Origin of the sequence: Streptomyces sp. HUAS CB01 (assembly GCF_030406905.1) — a bacterium.
Lineage (GTDB): Bacteria > Actinomycetota > Actinomycetes > Streptomycetales > Streptomycetaceae > Streptomyces > Streptomyces chengbuensis.
The window spans coordinates 4,452,423-4,468,491 of record NZ_CP129137.1 but is presented as its reverse complement, the minus strand read 5'-3'; the positions used below and the strand labels follow the sequence as shown (position 1 = coordinate 4,468,491).

The 16,069-nt window shown below is 73.6% G+C and carries 15 protein-coding genes; 3 read left to right on the top strand and 12 right to left on the bottom strand.

Annotated features, from left to right (window positions below):
* Positions 1–14: 14 nt before the first annotated feature.
* From proC to QRN89_RS19775, 7 genes are all read right to left on the bottom strand, one after another.
* The gene (proC, locus tag QRN89_RS19805; protein ID WP_290350742.1) at positions 15–824 is read right to left on the bottom strand and encodes a pyrroline-5-carboxylate reductase; all 810 of its coding nucleotides are present in this window, start codon (positions 822–824) and stop codon (positions 15–17) included.
* Positions 825–959: 135 nt separating this feature from the next.
* A complete protein-coding gene (locus QRN89_RS19800) occupies positions 960–1,757 on the bottom strand; it encodes an ABC transporter permease (protein WP_290350741.1) in 798 nt (265 codons plus the stop codon).
* The gene (locus QRN89_RS19795; protein ID WP_290353787.1) at positions 1,754–2,533 is read right to left on the bottom strand and encodes an ABC transporter ATP-binding protein; all 780 of its coding nucleotides are present in this window, start codon (positions 2,531–2,533) and stop codon (positions 1,754–1,756) included. The genes QRN89_RS19800 and QRN89_RS19795 overlap by 4 nt, the downstream gene beginning before the upstream one ends.
* A 492-nt stretch (positions 2,534–3,025) precedes the next feature.
* Complete coding sequence (locus tag QRN89_RS19790) at positions 3,026–3,232, bottom strand: hypothetical protein (RefSeq protein ID WP_290353786.1); 207 nt, start codon at positions 3,230–3,232, stop codon at positions 3,026–3,028.
* 5 nt (positions 3,233–3,237) lie between these two features.
* Positions 3,238–3,582, bottom strand: coding sequence for a class I SAM-dependent methyltransferase (locus QRN89_RS19785; protein WP_290350740.1), 345 nt, complete (start codon positions 3,580–3,582; stop codon positions 3,238–3,240).
* Positions 3,583–3,606: 24 nt separating this feature from the next.
* On the bottom strand, positions 3,607–4,173 hold the full coding sequence (locus tag QRN89_RS19780) for a hypothetical protein (protein WP_435833259.1): 567 nt from the start codon (positions 4,171–4,173) through the stop codon (positions 3,607–3,609).
* Positions 4,174–4,249: 76 nt separating this feature from the next.
* Positions 4,250–4,564: a peptidase gene (locus QRN89_RS19775; RefSeq protein WP_290350739.1), complete on the bottom strand. Its 315-nt coding sequence runs from the start codon at positions 4,562–4,564 to the stop codon at positions 4,250–4,252.
* Positions 4,565–4,691: 127 nt separating this feature from the next.
* Here QRN89_RS19775 and QRN89_RS19770 point away from each other — a divergent pair, with 127 nt between their 5' ends.
* Positions 4,692–6,854, top strand: coding sequence for a protein kinase domain-containing protein (locus tag QRN89_RS19770; protein ID WP_290350738.1), 2,163 nt, complete (start codon positions 4,692–4,694; stop codon positions 6,852–6,854).
* Between the two features lie 92 nt (positions 6,855–6,946).
* Here QRN89_RS19770 and ilvD read toward each other — a convergent pair whose 3' ends face one another.
* From ilvD to QRN89_RS19750, 4 genes are all read right to left on the bottom strand, one after another.
* Positions 6,947–8,797, bottom strand: coding sequence for a dihydroxy-acid dehydratase (gene ilvD, locus QRN89_RS19765; RefSeq protein ID WP_290350737.1), 1,851 nt, complete (start codon positions 8,795–8,797; stop codon positions 6,947–6,949).
* A 250-nt stretch (positions 8,798–9,047) separates the two neighbouring features.
* On the bottom strand, positions 9,048–9,659 hold the full coding sequence (locus tag QRN89_RS19760) for a TetR/AcrR family transcriptional regulator (RefSeq protein WP_290350736.1): 612 nt from the start codon (positions 9,657–9,659) through the stop codon (positions 9,048–9,050).
* Positions 9,656–10,513, bottom strand: coding sequence for a sugar phosphate isomerase/epimerase family protein (locus tag QRN89_RS19755; RefSeq protein ID WP_290350735.1), 858 nt, complete (start codon positions 10,511–10,513; stop codon positions 9,656–9,658). The genes QRN89_RS19760 and QRN89_RS19755 overlap by 4 nt, the downstream gene beginning before the upstream one ends.
* Positions 10,514–10,536: 23 nt before the next feature.
* Positions 10,537–11,469, bottom strand: coding sequence for a Ppx/GppA family phosphatase (locus QRN89_RS19750; protein ID WP_290350734.1), 933 nt, complete (start codon positions 11,467–11,469; stop codon positions 10,537–10,539).
* 40 nt (positions 11,470–11,509) lie between these two features.
* Here QRN89_RS19750 and QRN89_RS19745 point away from each other — a divergent pair, with 40 nt between their 5' ends.
* The gene (locus QRN89_RS19745) at positions 11,510–12,340 is read left to right on the top strand and encodes a DUF3109 family protein (protein ID WP_290350733.1); all 831 of its coding nucleotides are present in this window, start codon (positions 11,510–11,512) and stop codon (positions 12,338–12,340) included.
* Between the two features lie 281 nt (positions 12,341–12,621).
* Here the strand turns inward: QRN89_RS19745 and QRN89_RS19740 are convergent, their stop codons facing one another.
* The gene (locus QRN89_RS19740; RefSeq protein WP_290353784.1) at positions 12,622–14,397 is read right to left on the bottom strand and encodes a BACON domain-containing protein; all 1,776 of its coding nucleotides are present in this window, start codon (positions 14,395–14,397) and stop codon (positions 12,622–12,624) included.
* 258 nt (positions 14,398–14,655) lie between these two features.
* Here QRN89_RS19740 and radA point away from each other — a divergent pair, with 258 nt between their 5' ends.
* Positions 14,656–16,065 (top strand): DNA repair protein RadA, encoded by a 1,410-nt coding sequence (gene radA, locus QRN89_RS19735; protein WP_290350732.1) that lies wholly within the window; start codon positions 14,656–14,658, stop codon positions 16,063–16,065.
* Positions 16,066–16,069 lie beyond the last annotated feature (4 nt).

Genomic DNA, 16,069 nt, shown 5'->3' with positions numbered 1-16,069 from the left:
CCGGCCTCGGCGGCTCAGCCGTTGCCGGAGGCGAGTTCGCGGCTGCGGTCCCGGGCCGCTTCGAGCGCGGCGATGAGGGCGGCGCGGACTCCGTGGTTCTCGAGTTCGCGGATGGCGTTGATGGTGGTCCCCGCAGGGGAGGTCACGGCCTCGCGGAGCTTGACCGGGTGCTCCCCGGAGTCGCGCAGCATCACCGCCGCGCCGATGGCGGCCTGGACGATCAGATCGTGGGCCTGCGCCCGGGGCAGGCCGAGGAGGATGCCGGCGTCCGTCATGGCCTCGACGAGGAAGTAGAAGTAGGCGGGGCCGGAGCCGGAGAGGGCGGTGGCGGCGTCCTGCTGGGACTCGGGGACGCGAAGGGTCTTGCCGACTCCGCCGAAGATCTCCTCGGTGTGGGCCAGGTGCTCGGCGGTGGCGTGGCTGCCGCCCGAGATCACGGACATGCCCTCGTCGACGAGGACGGGGGTGTTGGGCATGACACGGACGACGGGGGTGTTGCCGGCGAGCCGGCTCTCGATCGTGGCGGTGGTGATACCGGCGGCCGCGCTGATCACGAGGCGGTCCGCCGAGACATGGGGGGCGAGCTCGTCGAGAAGCCTGTTCATGTCCTGGGGCTTGACGGCGAGGATGAGGGTGTCGGCCCGCTTGGCGGCCTCCGCGTTGGTGACGGCTTCCACCCCGTAACGGGTGCGGAGCTCCTCCGCGCGGTCCGCCCGGCGGGTGGTGACCAGCAGGGCGGAGGCGGGCCAGCCGGCCCGGATCATGCCGCTGAGCAGGGCCTCGCCGATCTTGCCGGTGCCGAGGACTGCGACTGTCTGGGTCATGCGGGTCACCTCGCCGGGCTGGTGCGTGTGCACGTGGGTCGTCCATGTCCGTGACCGGTCGCTCCCGGCTTCTCCCACGGACATGGACATCCTCGCACCGGGGCGGCGGTGGTGTCGGCGGTGTCCGAGGGACGGTCACGCGGTACGGCGGCGGAGGGTGGCCGCGCCCAGGGAGAGCACGAGGAGGGCGCAGGCGGAGACGACGAGGACGTCGCGGAGGAAGTCGGCGGTGACGTCGGTGTGACGGAGGACCTCGTTCATGCCGTCGACGGCGTACGACATGGGCAGCACGTTCGAGAAGCCCTCGAGGACGGGATGCATGTTGTCACGGGCGGTGAAGAGGCCGCAGAGGAGGAGCTGGGGGAAGATCACGGCCGGCATGAACTGGACCGCCTGGAACTCGGACGCGGCGAAGGCGGAGACGAACAGGCCGAGGGCCGTGCCGAGCAGGGCGTCCAGCAGGGCGACCAGGAGCAGCAGCCAGGCGGAGCCGACGACGTCCAGGCCGAGGAACCAGACCGCGAGCCCGGTCGCGAGGGCGGACTGGACGACGGCCAGCAGGCCGAAGGCCAGGGCGTAGCCGGCGATGAGGTCGGCCTTCCCGAGTGGCATGGCGAGCAGGCGTTCGAGGGTGCCGGAGGTGCGCTCGCGCAGTGTGGCGATGGAGGTGATCAGGAACATCGTGATCAGCGGGAAGATACCGAGCAGCGAGGCGCCGATGGCGTCGAAGGTCTGCGGGCTGCCGTCGAAGACGTAGCGCAGCAGGAAGAGCATCAGGCACGGCACCAGCAGCATCAGGGCGATCGAGCGGGGATCGTGCCGCAGCTGCCGCAGGACCCGGGCCGCGGTGGCAAGGGTGCGGGACAGGGAGAGCGCGCGTCGCGGAGCCGCCAGGGTGGCGGGCACGGTCGGGGGTGTCGGCTGGGCGTTCATCGGGCGGTCTCCTGGAGGGCGTTGGCCGTGTCGACGAGGTGGAGGAAGGCGTCCTCGACGGTGGCGGTGTCGTTGCGGCGGCGGAGGGCGTCGGGGGTGTCGTCGGCGAGGAGTTCGCCGTCGCGCAGCAGGAGGAGCCGATGGCAGCGCTCGGCCTCGTCCATGACGTGCGAGGAGACGAGGATCGTGGTGCCGCGTTCGGCGGCGATGCGGTGGAAGAGGTCCCACAGGTCACGGCGCAGGACGGGGTCGAGACCGACGGTGGGCTCGTCGAGGACGAGCAGTTCGGGCGTTCCGAGGAGGGCGACGGCGAGGGAGACGCGGCTGCGCTGACCGCCGGAGAGCCTCCCCGCGAGTGAGCCGGCGTGCGCGGCGAGGTCCACGTCCGTGAGGGCCTGGGAGACATGGCGCCGGCGGCGTTCGGCGGCGGCGCGGCCGGGGTCGAGCACCGCGGCGAAGTAGTCCAGGTTCTGGCGGACGGTCAGGTCGTCGTAGACGGAGGGTGCCTGGGTGACGTAGCCGATGCGGGAGCGCAGTGCGGCGTGCCCGGCGGGCCGGCCGAGGACGTCGAGGGTGCCGGTGACCCGGGCCTGGGTGCCGACGACGGCCCGCATGAGGGTGGATTTGCCGCAGCCCGAGGGGCCGAGGAGTCCGGTGATCTGGCCGGGCGGCACGTCGAAGTCGAGGTTGCGCAGGACGGTGCGGGAGCCGCGCACGACGGTGAGGGCGCGCGCGTGGACGGCCGGTGCCGGAGTGCCCTCCGACGGATTATTCATCATGCGATGAATAATCCATCCGGAGGGGGTGGGCGTCAAGACGCGGTGCGCTCCGTCATGACATTCCCGGCGTCAGCCGGAGGGCCCACGGCCGGCCGGAGCGGTCCGACGGTGGAGCGGACGACCCGCTCCTTGACCCGGGCGGACGGACGCCCCGTCAGAAAAGCGGTCGCGGGCTGTCGTCGGGGCGGACGGACCGGACGAGGGCGTCCCGGCGGCCGGGGCTCCGCACTGGTCAGGAAGCGCACGGCCGGCTGCAACGGCTCCCGCCCGCGGAACCCCGAGACGATCGACGAGGCGGCGTGCGAACCCATGGGCATCGCGGTCGCGCACGCCATCCGCAGCGCGCCCGCCCTCGGCGAGCTCGCCGCGGCCGCGTCCCCGCGCGGTACACCTCGGGACACGCCGGCGAGCGGAGCGCGCCGTCGACCCGGATACGGACCGAGGGGTCGAGCGGGAGGCCGGCGGCCGCGGCGAGTTCGGTGTGCGGGATCATCGAGGCCGCCCGGACCACCTCGTCGGCGTCCACGGCCCCGGGGCCCTCGATCGCCGGCCCTCCTCGATCCGTACGCCCCGCTCGCTCAGGACGCGAAGGACGTGATCGCGGGCGCGCGGCGGGAAACCCGTACCGATCCGTCCCTGCGTGTGCAGGCTCACGCGCCACCGGGCCTGGGACCCGGCGAGTGCGGCGAGTTCGATCCCGGTCAGCCCGCCGCCGACGACCGCGACCGAGCCGGGGCCGTCCTGGAGCCGTTTACCAGCGGGACGCCGGGGAGCACGCCGTTCAGCACGCCGGCCGTGGCGGGGCCGGGTTCGACGACGACGACACGGGCCCCGAGGTCGCGCAGCAGCCGGGTGGCGATTGCCGTGCCGGCGCCGACGTCGACGACGCGGGAGCCCGCGAGAGGTGTGCCGGTGAGTCCTCGACCGCGTCGAGCAGGGGTGGGCGGACAGCCGGGACGGGCCGCCTCGTACTGGGCGGCCACGGACTCGAACGGGAGGCGGTGCCCGCGGGTGTCAGGCCCCGGTCGCCGTACCGCGTGCGTCATGCGCCCCGTCATGGCGCGGCCCGGTCACTTGCGCTTCGGCTTCTTCCGGGCCGCCGGGTTCCCGGTGCGCGCGCCTCGGCGCTTCTCGTACCGGGCGACGGCCGCCTCGTACTCCCCGCGGCGCAGCTTCTCCCCCGGCGCCTCGGTGAGGGAGCGGAAGAAGTAGGCGAGCAGTGCCCCGATGAAACCGATCATCCGGAGACTGCGCAGGGACTCCTCGCGCGCGGGGTCGACGGAACGGCGCGAGAAGCTCTCCCACGTCTTGCGGAAGGCGATGGCGCTGCACACCGCGAACGTCACGATCACGAGCAGGTTCACGAAGCCGCCGACCCGGGCGGTCTCCAGGCCCTGGTAGGCGAACCGCAGGACGAGGCATCCGGCGACCGCCGCGGCGAGCGAGCCGGCCGCGACGGCGACGCGGCGCAGACCGTAGCCGCCGTCGTGACGGACCCAGGTGGTGCCGAAGAACCGGATCTCCTCCGGCTGCGGCCCGGTGCGGCCGACGCTCCCGGCGCCGGACTCGCCGACGGGGCCGGCCGTGGAGCCGGTGTCACGGCTGCGGTGGGGTCTGTCGTCGCGGTTCTCGCTCACGCACCCGATTATCCCCGGCCGCCCGGCGCCCCGGCGCTCGGCCACCCGCCCCGCCACGTGCGGGCCGTCCGAGCGGTCAGGCGCAGCGCACGGCGACGTAGCCGTCGCTGCCCGTGTTCACGTAGGCGTCGGAGACGAACTGGCCGTTGGCGATGTTGTCCCACAGGTTCGACGTGCCGTACGGGCCGGTGACGGTCTCGCCCGGCTTCTGGCAGTTGATCGGCACCCGCGCGCCGTACTGCAGCACCCTGACGATCTGGTACTGGGTGCCGGGCCCGCTGCGGACGTTCACGCGGTAGCCGGGGGCGACCGCGTAGCGTCTCGTGGCGCGTGGCTCGGCGAGGGCCCCGGACTCCGCCTCCGCCACGCTCTCGTTTCCTTCGACGGCCATGCCGCCCTCCCCCGCGTTCCGAACGACATACGTGCGCCACGCAGGCTAGCAAGCCCCGTCGACTCGTACGCACCATCGACTAGGCTCCGTGAGTCGCGCTTGCGGACAGAGAACACGGGGGTGGACGATGCCGCCGCTGCGCAGCACCGGGCCGGTCCCGGAAGCGGAACATCCTGAGTACGCCGGGCAGTACCGCCTCGAGCGGTGTCTGGGCTCGGGGGGCATGGGTGTCGTGCATCTGGCCACCTCGGCGTCCGGACTGCGTCTGGCCATCAAGGTCGTCCACACGGAACACGCCACGGACCCGGAGTTCAGGGCCCGTTTCCGGCAGGAGGTCGCCGCGGCCCGCAGGGTGAGCGGTGCCTTCACCGCGCCCGTCGTCGACGCCGACCCGGAAGCCGGGCGCCCCTGGATGGCGACGCTCTTCATCGAGGGGCCGACGCTCGCCGAACGCGTCAAGCGGAACGGGCCGTTGAGCCTCGACGAGCTGCGCAGGGTGGGCTCGGGGCTCGCGGAGGCGCTGCGCGACATCCACCGTGCCGGGGTCGTCCACCGCGATCTCAAACCGAGCAACGTGCTGCTCGCGGCCGACGGTCCGAAAGTCATCGACTTCGGCATCTCCCGGCCCTCGGACAGCGATCTGCGCACGGAGACGGGGAAGTTGATCGGCACTCCGCCGTTCATGGCGCCGGAGCAGTTCCAGCGGCCCCGGGACGTCGGTCCCGCCGCCGACATATTCGCGCTGGGCGCGGTCCTCGTCCACGCGGCCACGGGACGGGGTCCGTTCGACTCCGGCAGCCCCTACATCGTCGCCTATCAAGTGGTCCACAACGAGCCGGATCTGACCGGAGTGCCCGCCGAGCTGCTGCCGCTCCTGACCCGCTGTCTGGCCAAGGACCCCGACGAACGGCCGGCGCCCGACGAGGTGATGGCCGAACTGCGCACGCCGGTGGGTGAGGTGGCGACGGCGTACATACCGCTGCAACGGTCGTTCGCGGACAGGCGGCCCACGGACCGGGGCCCGTCCTCGGCGAGGGACGAAGACGCGCAGGAGGAGGATCCGGGACCGGCCGCCCGGCCCCGTCGGCGCCTCGTCCGGTACGCCGCCGTCGGCAGCCTCGTCCTCGGTCTGCTCGCGGGCGCGTACGCGGGGGTCCGCACGGCGGCGGGCGACGGTGACCGCCCTGCCGGCGCCACGGTCGCCCACCGTGGCGAGCCCGCCTTCACCGCCTGGCAGACCCTCCTCGCGAAGGGCACCGACGCCCTGCGCACGCCCGCGTGCTCCTCCCACGACGGCGCCGTCTACTGCGCCGCGCCGGGCGTGACGGCGGCCCGGCTGTCCGTGCTCGACGGAAAGCCCCTGTGGACGCGCAGGGCCGCCGGAGCCGGCGCGGGGCCGGAGGTAGGCGCGGGTTACGAGGCCGGGGCCCCGGTGCTCTCCGGGGGACTGCTGCACGTCACCACGGCCGGCGGACAGCGTCTCGAGGCGCTCGATCCGGAGTCGGGGGCGACGCGCTGGACCGCGGGCATCGGTTCGGACACGACGGTCGGCCACGCCGACGGGTGCGTCCTCCTCGCGGGTGCGGACGGGGACGTCCGGGCGCTCGACGGCGCGACCGGCGAGGAGCTGTGGCGGAAGCGGCGGGGCGCGCCGGGCACCCAGTGGGCGCCGGGCCCGCGCGGTTCGGGCACCGTCCTCGCGGTCACCCCCGGTGCCGACGGCGCCGGCACAACCGTCCGGGCCATCGGCACCCGCGACGGAGGTGTGCGCTGGGAGAAGCGGCTGGAGGGCGCGCTGTCCCCCGTGCCGTCGGCGTCGCCCGGCGCGCTCTTCCTCCTGGCGACCGACTCCGACGACTTCACCACCGCCGTCGTACGCCTCGACACCGCCACCCGGGAGGCCCGCCGTGTCCCACTGCGGGTCGACGTCGACCAGGCCCAGGCCGCGGTGGCCGGCGACACCGTCTACCTGGCGGGGACGGGAGGTTCACTGCTCGCCGTGGACACCGCGGACGGCGGCGGCCAGCGCTGGCGGCTGGAGACGTACATGGCCCGGTCCTCACGGCCGGTCGTCGACGGAGGACGGGTCTACCTCAGCGGGGCCGACGGGCGGCTCCTGGCCGTCGACGCCGGACGCGGCGTGCAGCTCGGCCAGACGGAGCCGCGGATGGGCACGGGGCGCTACACCTCCGCCCTGCCCGCCCCCGTCACGGCTCACGGCAAGGTCTTCGCGTCCGCTCCCGACGGAAGCGTGTTCGCCGTGGACGCCACGGACCCGTCGCGCTGGTAGGCCGCCGGACACGGGCGGAGCCCCGCCGGCCGGAGAGCCGACGGGGCTTGCCCGGTGCGGTGACCGGGCCACGGCACCGGGTGATCGGGCTGTCAGCCGAGCCTGTCCACGTCCCGCACCGCGCCCTTGTCCGCGCTCGTCGCCATCGCCGCGTACGCCCGCAGCGCCGCGGACACCTTGCGTTCGCGGTTCTTCGGCGCGTAGACGCCGCCCAGGGCCTCGCGGCGGGCGGCGAGCGTGGCGTCGTCGACGAGCAGCTCGATCGAGCGGTTCGGGATGTCGATGCGGATGCGGTCGCCGTCCTCGACGAGGGCGATGGCCCCGCCGGACGCGGCCTCCGGGGAGGCGTGGCCGATGGACAGGCCCGACGTGCCGCCGGAGAACCGCCCGTCGGTGATGAGGGCGCAGGCCTTGCCCAGGCCGCGGCCCTTCAGGAAGGAGGTCGGGTACAGCATCTCCTGCATGCCGGGGCCGCCGCGCGGGCCCTCGTAGCGGATGACGACGACGTCGCCCTCCTTGACCACCTTGGAGAGGATCTTGTCGACGGCCTCGTCCTGCGACTCGCAGACGACGGCCGGGCCCTCGAAGGTCCAGATCGACTCGTCGACGCCCGCCGTCTTCACGACGCAGCCGTCCTCGGCGATGTTGCCCTTGAGGACGGCGAGACCGCCGTCCTTGGAGTAGGCGTTCTCGACGGAGCGGATGCAGCCGCCCTCGGCGTCGACGTCCAGCGACTCCCAGCGCTCGGACTGGGAGAAGGCGGTGGCCGAGCGGACGCAGCCGGGGGCGGCGTGCCACAGCTCGACGGCCTCGGCGGACGGGGAGCCGCCGCGGACGTCCCAGGTCTTGAGCCACTCGGCAAGCGACGCCGAGTGGACGGTGTGCACGTCCTCGTTCAGCAGTCCGCCCCGGTACAGCTCGCCGAGGATGGCGGGGATGCCGCCGGCCCGGTGGACGTCCTCCATGTAGTACGTGCCGCCCGGGGCGACGTTCGGCGCGACCTTGGCCAGGCACGGGACCCGGCGCGAGACGGCGTCGATGTCGGTCAGGTCGTAGTCGAGCTCGGCCTCCTGGGCGGCGGCGAGCAGGTGGAGGATGGTGTTCGTCGAGCCGCCCATGGCGATGTCGAGGGCCATGGCGTTCTCGAAGGCCTCACGCGTGGCGATGTTGCGGGGGAGGACGGACTCGTCGCCCTCCTCGTAGTAGCGCTTGGTGATCTCGACGACCGTACGGCCCGCGTTCTCGTACAGGGCGCGGCGGGCGGTGTGGGTGGCGAGGACCGAGCCGTTGCCCGGGAGGGAGAGGCCGATGGCCTCGGTCAGGCAGTTCATCGAGTTGGCGGTGAACATGCCGGAACAGGAGCCGCAGGTCGGACAGGCGTTCTCCTCGATCCGCAGCACGTCCTCGTCGGAGACGTTCTCGTTGACCGCGTCGACGATGGCGTTGATCAGGTCGAGTTTGCGGACCGTGCCGTCGACGAGGGTGGCCTGACCGGCCTCCATCGGGCCGCCGGAGACGAAGACCGCCGGGATGTTGAGGCGCATGGCGGCCATCAGCATGCCCGGGGTGATCTTGTCGCAGTTGGAGATGCAGATCAGGGCGTCGGCGCAGTGCGCCTCGACCATGTACTCCACGGAGTCCGCGATGAGGTCGCGTGACGGCAGGGAGTAGAGCATGCCGCCGTGGCCCATCGCGATGCCGTCGTCGACGGCGATCGTGTTGAACTCGCGGGGGACCGCGCCCGCGGCCAGGATCGCGTCCGAGACGATCCGGCCGACCGGGGCGAGGTGGGTGTGCCCGGGGACGAACTCCGTGAAGGAGTTGGCGACCGCGATGACCGGCTTGCCGATGTCCGCGCTCGCTACGCCCGAGGCCCGCATAAGGGCGCGGGCGCCCGCCATATTGCGGCCGTGGGTGACTGTGCGGGACCTCAGCTCGGGCATCGTCGCTCGCTCCTTCAGACAGTTCTGGCTTTCTCGAGCGTACGCCGATGCTCCAAGATCTGGACGCCCTGTCCGAAATGCGGGACGGAGGTCCGCCTTTCGGTCAGCTCACCGGGCCGGCCGCGGGGGCCCTCGCGGGCCGGCCCGGCTCAGGTCCCGCTCCAGGTCCCGGATCCAGGTCCCGGATCCCGGTCACGGATCCGGGCCCCCCGACGGCCCGGAGCGCACGGACCGCGGGCCCCGTCCCGGCTCACGCCTCCGTGAGGTACCTCTGCAGCGTCGGCGCGACCATCGCGACGATCTCCTCCGGATCCACCGTCGCCAGCGGCTCCACCTGGATCACATAGCGCAGGATGGCGATGCCGATCATGTGCGAGGCCGCCAGTTCGGCCCGGAACTTCGGGTCCGGTACGTCGAGGTCGGCCGCGATCCGCTCCAGCATCCGCCGCAGGACGAAGCCGCGGAGCACCTTCGCCGCCGCCTCGTGCGTCAGCGCGGAGCGGAGGATCGCGAGCAGCGGGGCGCGGGTCACCGGGTTCTCCCACACCCCGATGAAGTAGCGGGCCAGCCGCTCGCCGACGCCGTCCTTGCCCTCGCCGAGGATCGCCGGCACCACCAGCGCCGGTTCGAAGGAGACCTCGATGGCGGCGGCGAAGACCTCGTCCTTGGTGCCGAAGTAGTGGTGGACGAGGGCGGGGTCCACCCCCGCGGCCTTGGCGATGCCCCGCACCGAGGTCTTGTCGTAACCGCGCTCGGCGAACTCGGTGCGGGCCGCCTCGAGGATCCGTTCCCGGGCGCCGGGGCCGGTCTCCGCCTCGGTGCGGGCGGGTCGGCCGCGCCGCCTGGGCGCGTCGCCGGTCATGATCCGCCCGGGCCCGCCGCACCGGGGAGACCGCCCCGCGACGGCGCGCCGGCCGAGGCCAGGTGCAGCCGGGTGAAGGCCAGCGCCTCCGCGAGGTCGGCCTCGCGCTCCGCGGCCGACATCGCCCGCCGGGTGTTGACCTCGATCACGACGTGGCCGTCGAAGCCGCTGCCGGCCAGGCGCTCCAGCAGCTCCGCGCACGGCTGGTCACCGCGTCCCGGCACCAGGTGCTCGTCCTTCGCCGAGCCCTTGCCGTCCGCGAGGTGGACGTGGCCGAGCCGGTCGCCCATGCGGTCGACCATGGCGAGGGTGTCCGTGCGGGACGTCGCCGTGTGCGAGAGGTCGATCGTGAAGTGCCGGTAGTCCTCCTTGGTGACGTCCCAGTCGGGGGCGTACGCGAGCATCTCTCGGTCCCGGTACCGCCAGGGGTACATGTTCTCGACGGCGAAGCGCACGTCCGTCTCGTTCGCCATCCGCCAGATGCCGGAGACGAAGTCCCGGGCGTACTGCCGCTGCCAGCGGAACGGCGGGTGGACGACGACGGTCGACGCGCCGAGCTTCTCGGCGGCCGCCTGGGCGCGCTGCAGCTTCACCCAGGGATCGGTGGACCACACGCGCTGCGTGACGAGCAGACACGGCGCGTGGACGGCCAGTATCGGCACCTCGTGATAGTCGGAGAGCCGGCGCAGCGCCTCGATGTCCTGACTGACGGGGTCGGTCCAGACCATGACCTCGACGCCGTCGTAGCCGAGGCGCGCGGCGATCTCGAAGGCCGTCGCCGTCGACTCCGGATAGACGGAGGCCGTCGACAGGGCGACCTTCGCATCCGGGATGCGCACCACTGGTTCTGCCACGAGGGACAGATTACGGGCCCGCATCAGAGGTTGGGGAGGTGATCCAGCCGCCGCAGGATCACCCCCTCGCGGAGCGCCCACGGGCAGATCTCCAGCTCGTCGACGCCGAAGAGGTCCATCGCACCCTCCGCGACCAGCGCTCCTGCCAGCAGCTGGCCGGCCCGGCCCTCGGACACCCCGGGCAGGGTGGCGCGCTGCGCGGACGTCATCGCGGCGAGCTTCGGAACCCACTCCTCCAGTGACTTCCGACTCAGTTCGCGCTGGGTGTACACGCCCTCGGCGGAGCGGGCGGCTCCGGCGATCCGGGCGAGCTGCTTGAAGGTCTTGGAGGTGGCGACGACGTGGTCCGGCCTGCCGAGCCGGTTGAACTCGCCGACCGTACGGGCGATCTGTGCCCGCACGTGGCGGCGCAGTCCGCGGACGTCCTCCGGGGCGGGCGGGTCGCCGGGCAGCATCCCGGCGGTCAGCCGTCCGGCGCCGAGCGGCAGGCTGACGGCGATGTCCGGGTCCTCGTCGATCCCGCAGGCGATCTCCAGCGAGCCCCCGCCGATGTCGAGCACCAGCAGCTTGCCCGCCGACCAGCCGAGCCAGCGGCGGGCGGCCAGGAACGTGAGCCGGGCCTCCTCGTCGCCGGTGAGGACCTGGAGGTCGATTCCGGTCACCGCCTTCACCCGCGACAGGACGTCGTCGGCGTTGGCGGCCTCCCGCACCGCGGAGGTCGCGAACGGCAGCACGTCCTCGCAGCCCTTGTCCTCGGCGGCCTGCAGGGCGTCGTTGAGCGTGCCGATCAGCCGGTCGACGCCGTCGGGGCCGATGGCCCCGTCACCGTCGAGCAGCTCCGCCAGGCGCAGTTCCGCCTTGTGGGAGTGGGCGGGCAGCGGCCGGGCGCCCGGGTGGGCGTCCACCACCAGAAGGTGCACTGTGTTCGAACCGACGTCGAGGACTCCGAGTCTCATGTACGGAACGCTACTGCGGCGACGCGCATACGCTGGAGTCGTGCCAAAGACGAAAAAGGCGAAGCCGGACAAAGCCCAGCCGAAGAAGCCCACCGTCAGTTCTCACCGCCCTACACACGCCGAACCGGACGAGAAAGGCCTGGACTTTGCCCGGGCCTGGGTCGAGTTCCCGGACCCGGCGGACGAGGAACAGGTCTTCCGCTGCGACCTGACCTGGCTGACCTCGCGCTGGGCCTGCATCTTCGGCAGCGGCTGCCAGGGCATCCAGGCGGGCCGGGCGGACGACGGCTGCTGCACGCTCGGTGCGCACTTCTCCGACGAGGAGGACGAGAGGCGGGTCGCCGAGCATGTGGCACGTCTCACGCCCGAGCTCTGGGAGTTCCACGACGTGGGGCGGGCTTCGGGCTGGGCCGAGGTCAACGAGGACGGGGACCGGCAGACGCGGCGCTGGAAGGGCTCGTGCATCTTCCAGAACCGGCCGGGGTTCGGGGGCGGCGCGGGCTGCTCCCTGCACATCCTGGCGCTCAAGGAGGGCCGGGAGCCGCTGGAGACCAAGCCCGACGTGTGCTGGCAGCTGCCGATCCGCCGCACGTACGAGTGGATCGACCGGCCGGACGACACACGGATCCTCCAGGTCTCGATCGGCGAGTACGACCGCAGGGGGTGGGGCCCCGGAGGCCATGACCTGCACTGGTGGTGCACGTCGGCGACCTCGGCGCACGGGGCGGGCGAGCCGGTCTATGTGACCTACCGGCCCGAACTGACCGAGCTGATGGGCAAGGCCGCGTACGACGTGCTCGTGGAACTGTGCGAGGCCCGGCTGGCCTCGCAGCTCCCGCTGGTGGCTCCGCACCCGGCGGACCCCGCGTAGGCGGCTCCGGCAGAGGCCGACCCCGCACGGACGGTTCCGGCACCGGCCGTTCCCGGTGAGGACCGTCCCGTCGGCGCGCCCGGGCCCGCCGGCCCCGTGGGCGGCGGCGGGATCGACACGGCGCGCGGGCGGTGTCGTCTGCGGTGCCGGGGTGGGAGTGCACCCGGCGCTCCCCTTCACGGGCGTGCTCCCTGCTTCATGAGCGTGCTCCCGGCCGGCCGCGAGCACGCCCGGTGCCGGGTGCAGGGCGTCTCGCACCCCGGCCCGGGAGAAACGCTTCGTCAGCCAGGCGTGGCGGGAGCCTCGCTCAGCGGCGGCGGGGACGGGTCGGTCGAGGACGGCGGAGGCTCCGACGACGGCGGAGGCTCGGACGAGGGCGGGGGCTCCGAGGACGGCGGGGGCTCCGTGGACGGCGGAGGTTCCGTGGACGGCGGAGGTTCGGACGAAGGCGGGGGCTCCGAGGACGGCGGAGGCTCCGTGGACGGCGGGGGCTCCGACGAAGGCGGCGGGGTCTGCGGCGACCCCTCACCACGGATCTGCAGGACCGTTCCGGCGGGGTCGATTCCGACACGGGCGCTCCACGGACCGGCCGGTTCGGCCGCGTGGTCCACATGGACGCGGACGACGACCGACTCCCCCGGGGCCAGCGTGCCGGAGGTGCGGTCGGCATAGAGCCACGGCGCGTCCGTCCACAGGGACCAGGAGACCGGGGAGCCGCCCGAGGCGGTGAGGGTGAGCATCGTGGACTCGCCGTACGGCTGCGCCTCGACGGAGAGCCGGCCGGAACCGTGGCCCGCCGCCCCTGCGAAACCGGGAGGGAGGCCGGGGCTGATCACCTCGACGGTGACTCCCCCGGCCCCGGGGCTCGGCAGGCCCCCGGTGCCCCGGGGACCCGGGCCGTCCCGGCGGGCGTTGCCCGCGTTCTCGTAGCGGTCGTACGGGGCTCCGCCCAGGGACTGCGCGTCGTCGGCCTCGCTCGCGGAGACCGAGGAGCCGTCGCGCGCCTCGCCCGTCAGCGGGGCACCCCGGTAGGCCGCCCAGAGGGCGAGCACCGGCGCGGCGACGACGGTCGCCACCACGGTGGTGGTGACGGCGCGGGCCCTCAGCCGGCCGCGCCGGGCGGCGTGGTCCTTCGGGTCCAGCGGGAAGCCGTCGCGGCCGAAGCGGGGCGCGGCGGCGCGGGCGCGCGGGACGTGCAGCATCGCCGCGTGCGCCTCGGCCCGGGGTGCGACGACCAGGGGGAGCGCGGCGGGGGTGACGGTCGAGCCCGGCCACGGTCCCGCGGCACCCGCGCGCTCGGCCGCGCGGCGACAGCGCGGACAGTCGTCGACGTGACGGACGAGCTCTCTCCGCAGCGCGGCGGAGAGCAGCACCCGGCGGTCCTCCGTGAGCCGGGCGACGGAGGGGCAGTTCCCGGTCTCGACGACGGCGAGCGCGGCACGGGTGCGCTCCACCTCGCAGGCGGCGGACGAGAGCAGTTCGCGGGCCGTGGCCGGCTCCAGCCCGAGCACGGCGGCGACGTCACGGGATCCGAGGCGGTGACGCACAGCCAGTTCCAGTGCCTCACGCTGCTCGGGGGTGGTACCCGCGGCCTCGGGCCAGGCGAGCCGGGAGAGCTCCGCGCGGTGCCGTTCCTCGGACTCCGGGGTCACCGGGGGCTCGTCCCGCTCCTCCGCGGCCGAGGGCCCTGCGGCGTGCGGCCCGGTCCGCGCCGCGTGCGCGCCCGTACGGGCGGCGTGCGCCCCCGGCCCCTGGCGCCTGCGGCGCCGCTGCTCGCTCAGCGCCCGCAGACAGGCCCAGCGGGCCAGCGCGTACAGCCAGGCCCTCCGCCGCTCCTCGTCGGCGGGGCTGCGGCCGTGGTGCCGCTCGGCGACGGCCAGGACCTCGCCCAGCACGGCCGTCGCGGCGTCGTGGTCGCACAGCACGGACAGGCAGTAGGTGAACAGCCCGTCCAGATGGGGCTCGTACCGTGCGGGCGGGGTCTGCCCGAGCGCGGGCCGGGGCGCACGGCGATGTGCGCGGTGTGCGCCGGTGGTTTGCGCGGGGGGCTCCAGCATGCTGCTCGTCACCTGGCGACCGTAGGCAGCGGCTGGCACACCCTTCGCGCGACTTGAGCACATTTAATCCATACGGGTGAAGCGATCCCTCGAAAGAGAACAGTGGCATTTGCCACGGTGCGGGTGATTGTGCTTACCAACCTGGCCTATGCGCACCGCATGTGCGACCGTCACCGGGCATGCCCGCCGCCCGCGCGGCGGAGCCCTCGTCCGGCACCCGGGGGCGCGTTGTCGGTGCGCGCCGCTACGGTTTCCCGCATGGCTGCCCGTACGAAGACCTCCAAGGACCGGCCGTCCTACCGCTGCACCGAATGCGGATGGACGACCGCCAAATGGCTCGGGCGCTGCCCCGAGTGCCAGGCGTGGGGCACGGTGGAGGAGCACGGGGCGCCCGCGGTCCGCACGACCGCCGCCGGCCGGGTCACCAACGCCGCCGTGCCCATCGGCCAGGTGGACGGCCGGCAGGCGGCCGCCCGCACGACCGGCGTCGACGAGCTCGACCGGGTGCTCGGCGGAGGGCTGGTCCCGGGCGCCGTGGTGCTCCTCGCGGGAGAGCCGGGCGTCGGCAAGTCCACGCTCCTGCTCGACGTCGCGGCGAAGGCGGCGAGCGACGACCACCGCACGCTGTACGTGACGGGCGAGGAGTCCGCGAGCCAGGTACGGCTGCGCGCCGACCGGATCGGCGCGCTGAACGACCATCTGTACCTCGCCGCCGAGACCGACCTGTCCGCGGTCCTCGGCCATCTCGACGCCGTCAAGCCCTCCCTGCTCGTCCTCGACTCCGTCCAGACGGTGGCCTCCCCCGAGATCGACGGGGCGCCCGGCGGGATGGCGCAGGTCCGCGAGGTCGCGGGCGCGCTGATCCGGGCCTCCAAGGAGCGCGGGATGTCCACGCTGCTGGTGGGCCACGTCACCAAGGACGGTGCGATCGCCGGACCCCGTCTGCTGGAGCATCTCGTGGACGTGGTCCTGCACTTCGAGGGCGACCGGCACGCGCGGCTGCGCCTCGTGCGCGGCGTCAAGAACCGGTACGGGGCCACGGACGAGGTCGGCTGCTTCGAGCTGCACGACGAGGGGATCACCGGACTCGCCGACCCCAGCGGGCTGTTCCTCACCCGGCGCGACGAGCCCGTGCCGGGAACCTGCCTCACGGTGACGCTCGAGGGCCGCCGCCCGCTGGTCGCCGAGGTGCAGGCGCTGACCGTGGACTCGCAGATCCCTTCGCCCCGGCGCACGACGTCCGGGCTGGAGACCTCCCGGGTGTCGATGATGCTGGCCGTGCTGGAGCAGCGGGGCCGGATCAGCGCCCTGGGCAAAAGGGACATCTACAGCGCGACGGTCGGCGGCGTGAAGCTCTCCGAGCCCGCGGCGGACCTCGCGGTCGCCCTGGCGCTGGCCTCCGCGGCGAGTGACACCCCGCTGCCGAAGAACCTGGTCGCGATCGGCGAAGTGGGCCTCGCGGGCGAGGTGAGACGCGTCACGGGGGTCCAGCGCCGGCTGGCCGAGGCACACCGCCTGGGCTTCACGCACGCGCTGGTCCCGTCCGATCCGGGCAAGGTCCCGCCTGGTATGAAGGTCACGGAAGTCGCCGACATGGGGGACGCACTGAGGGTGCTCCCACGCGGGCGTAGGGCAGAGGCCCCACGGGCGGACGACGCGCGCCGGTAGACTT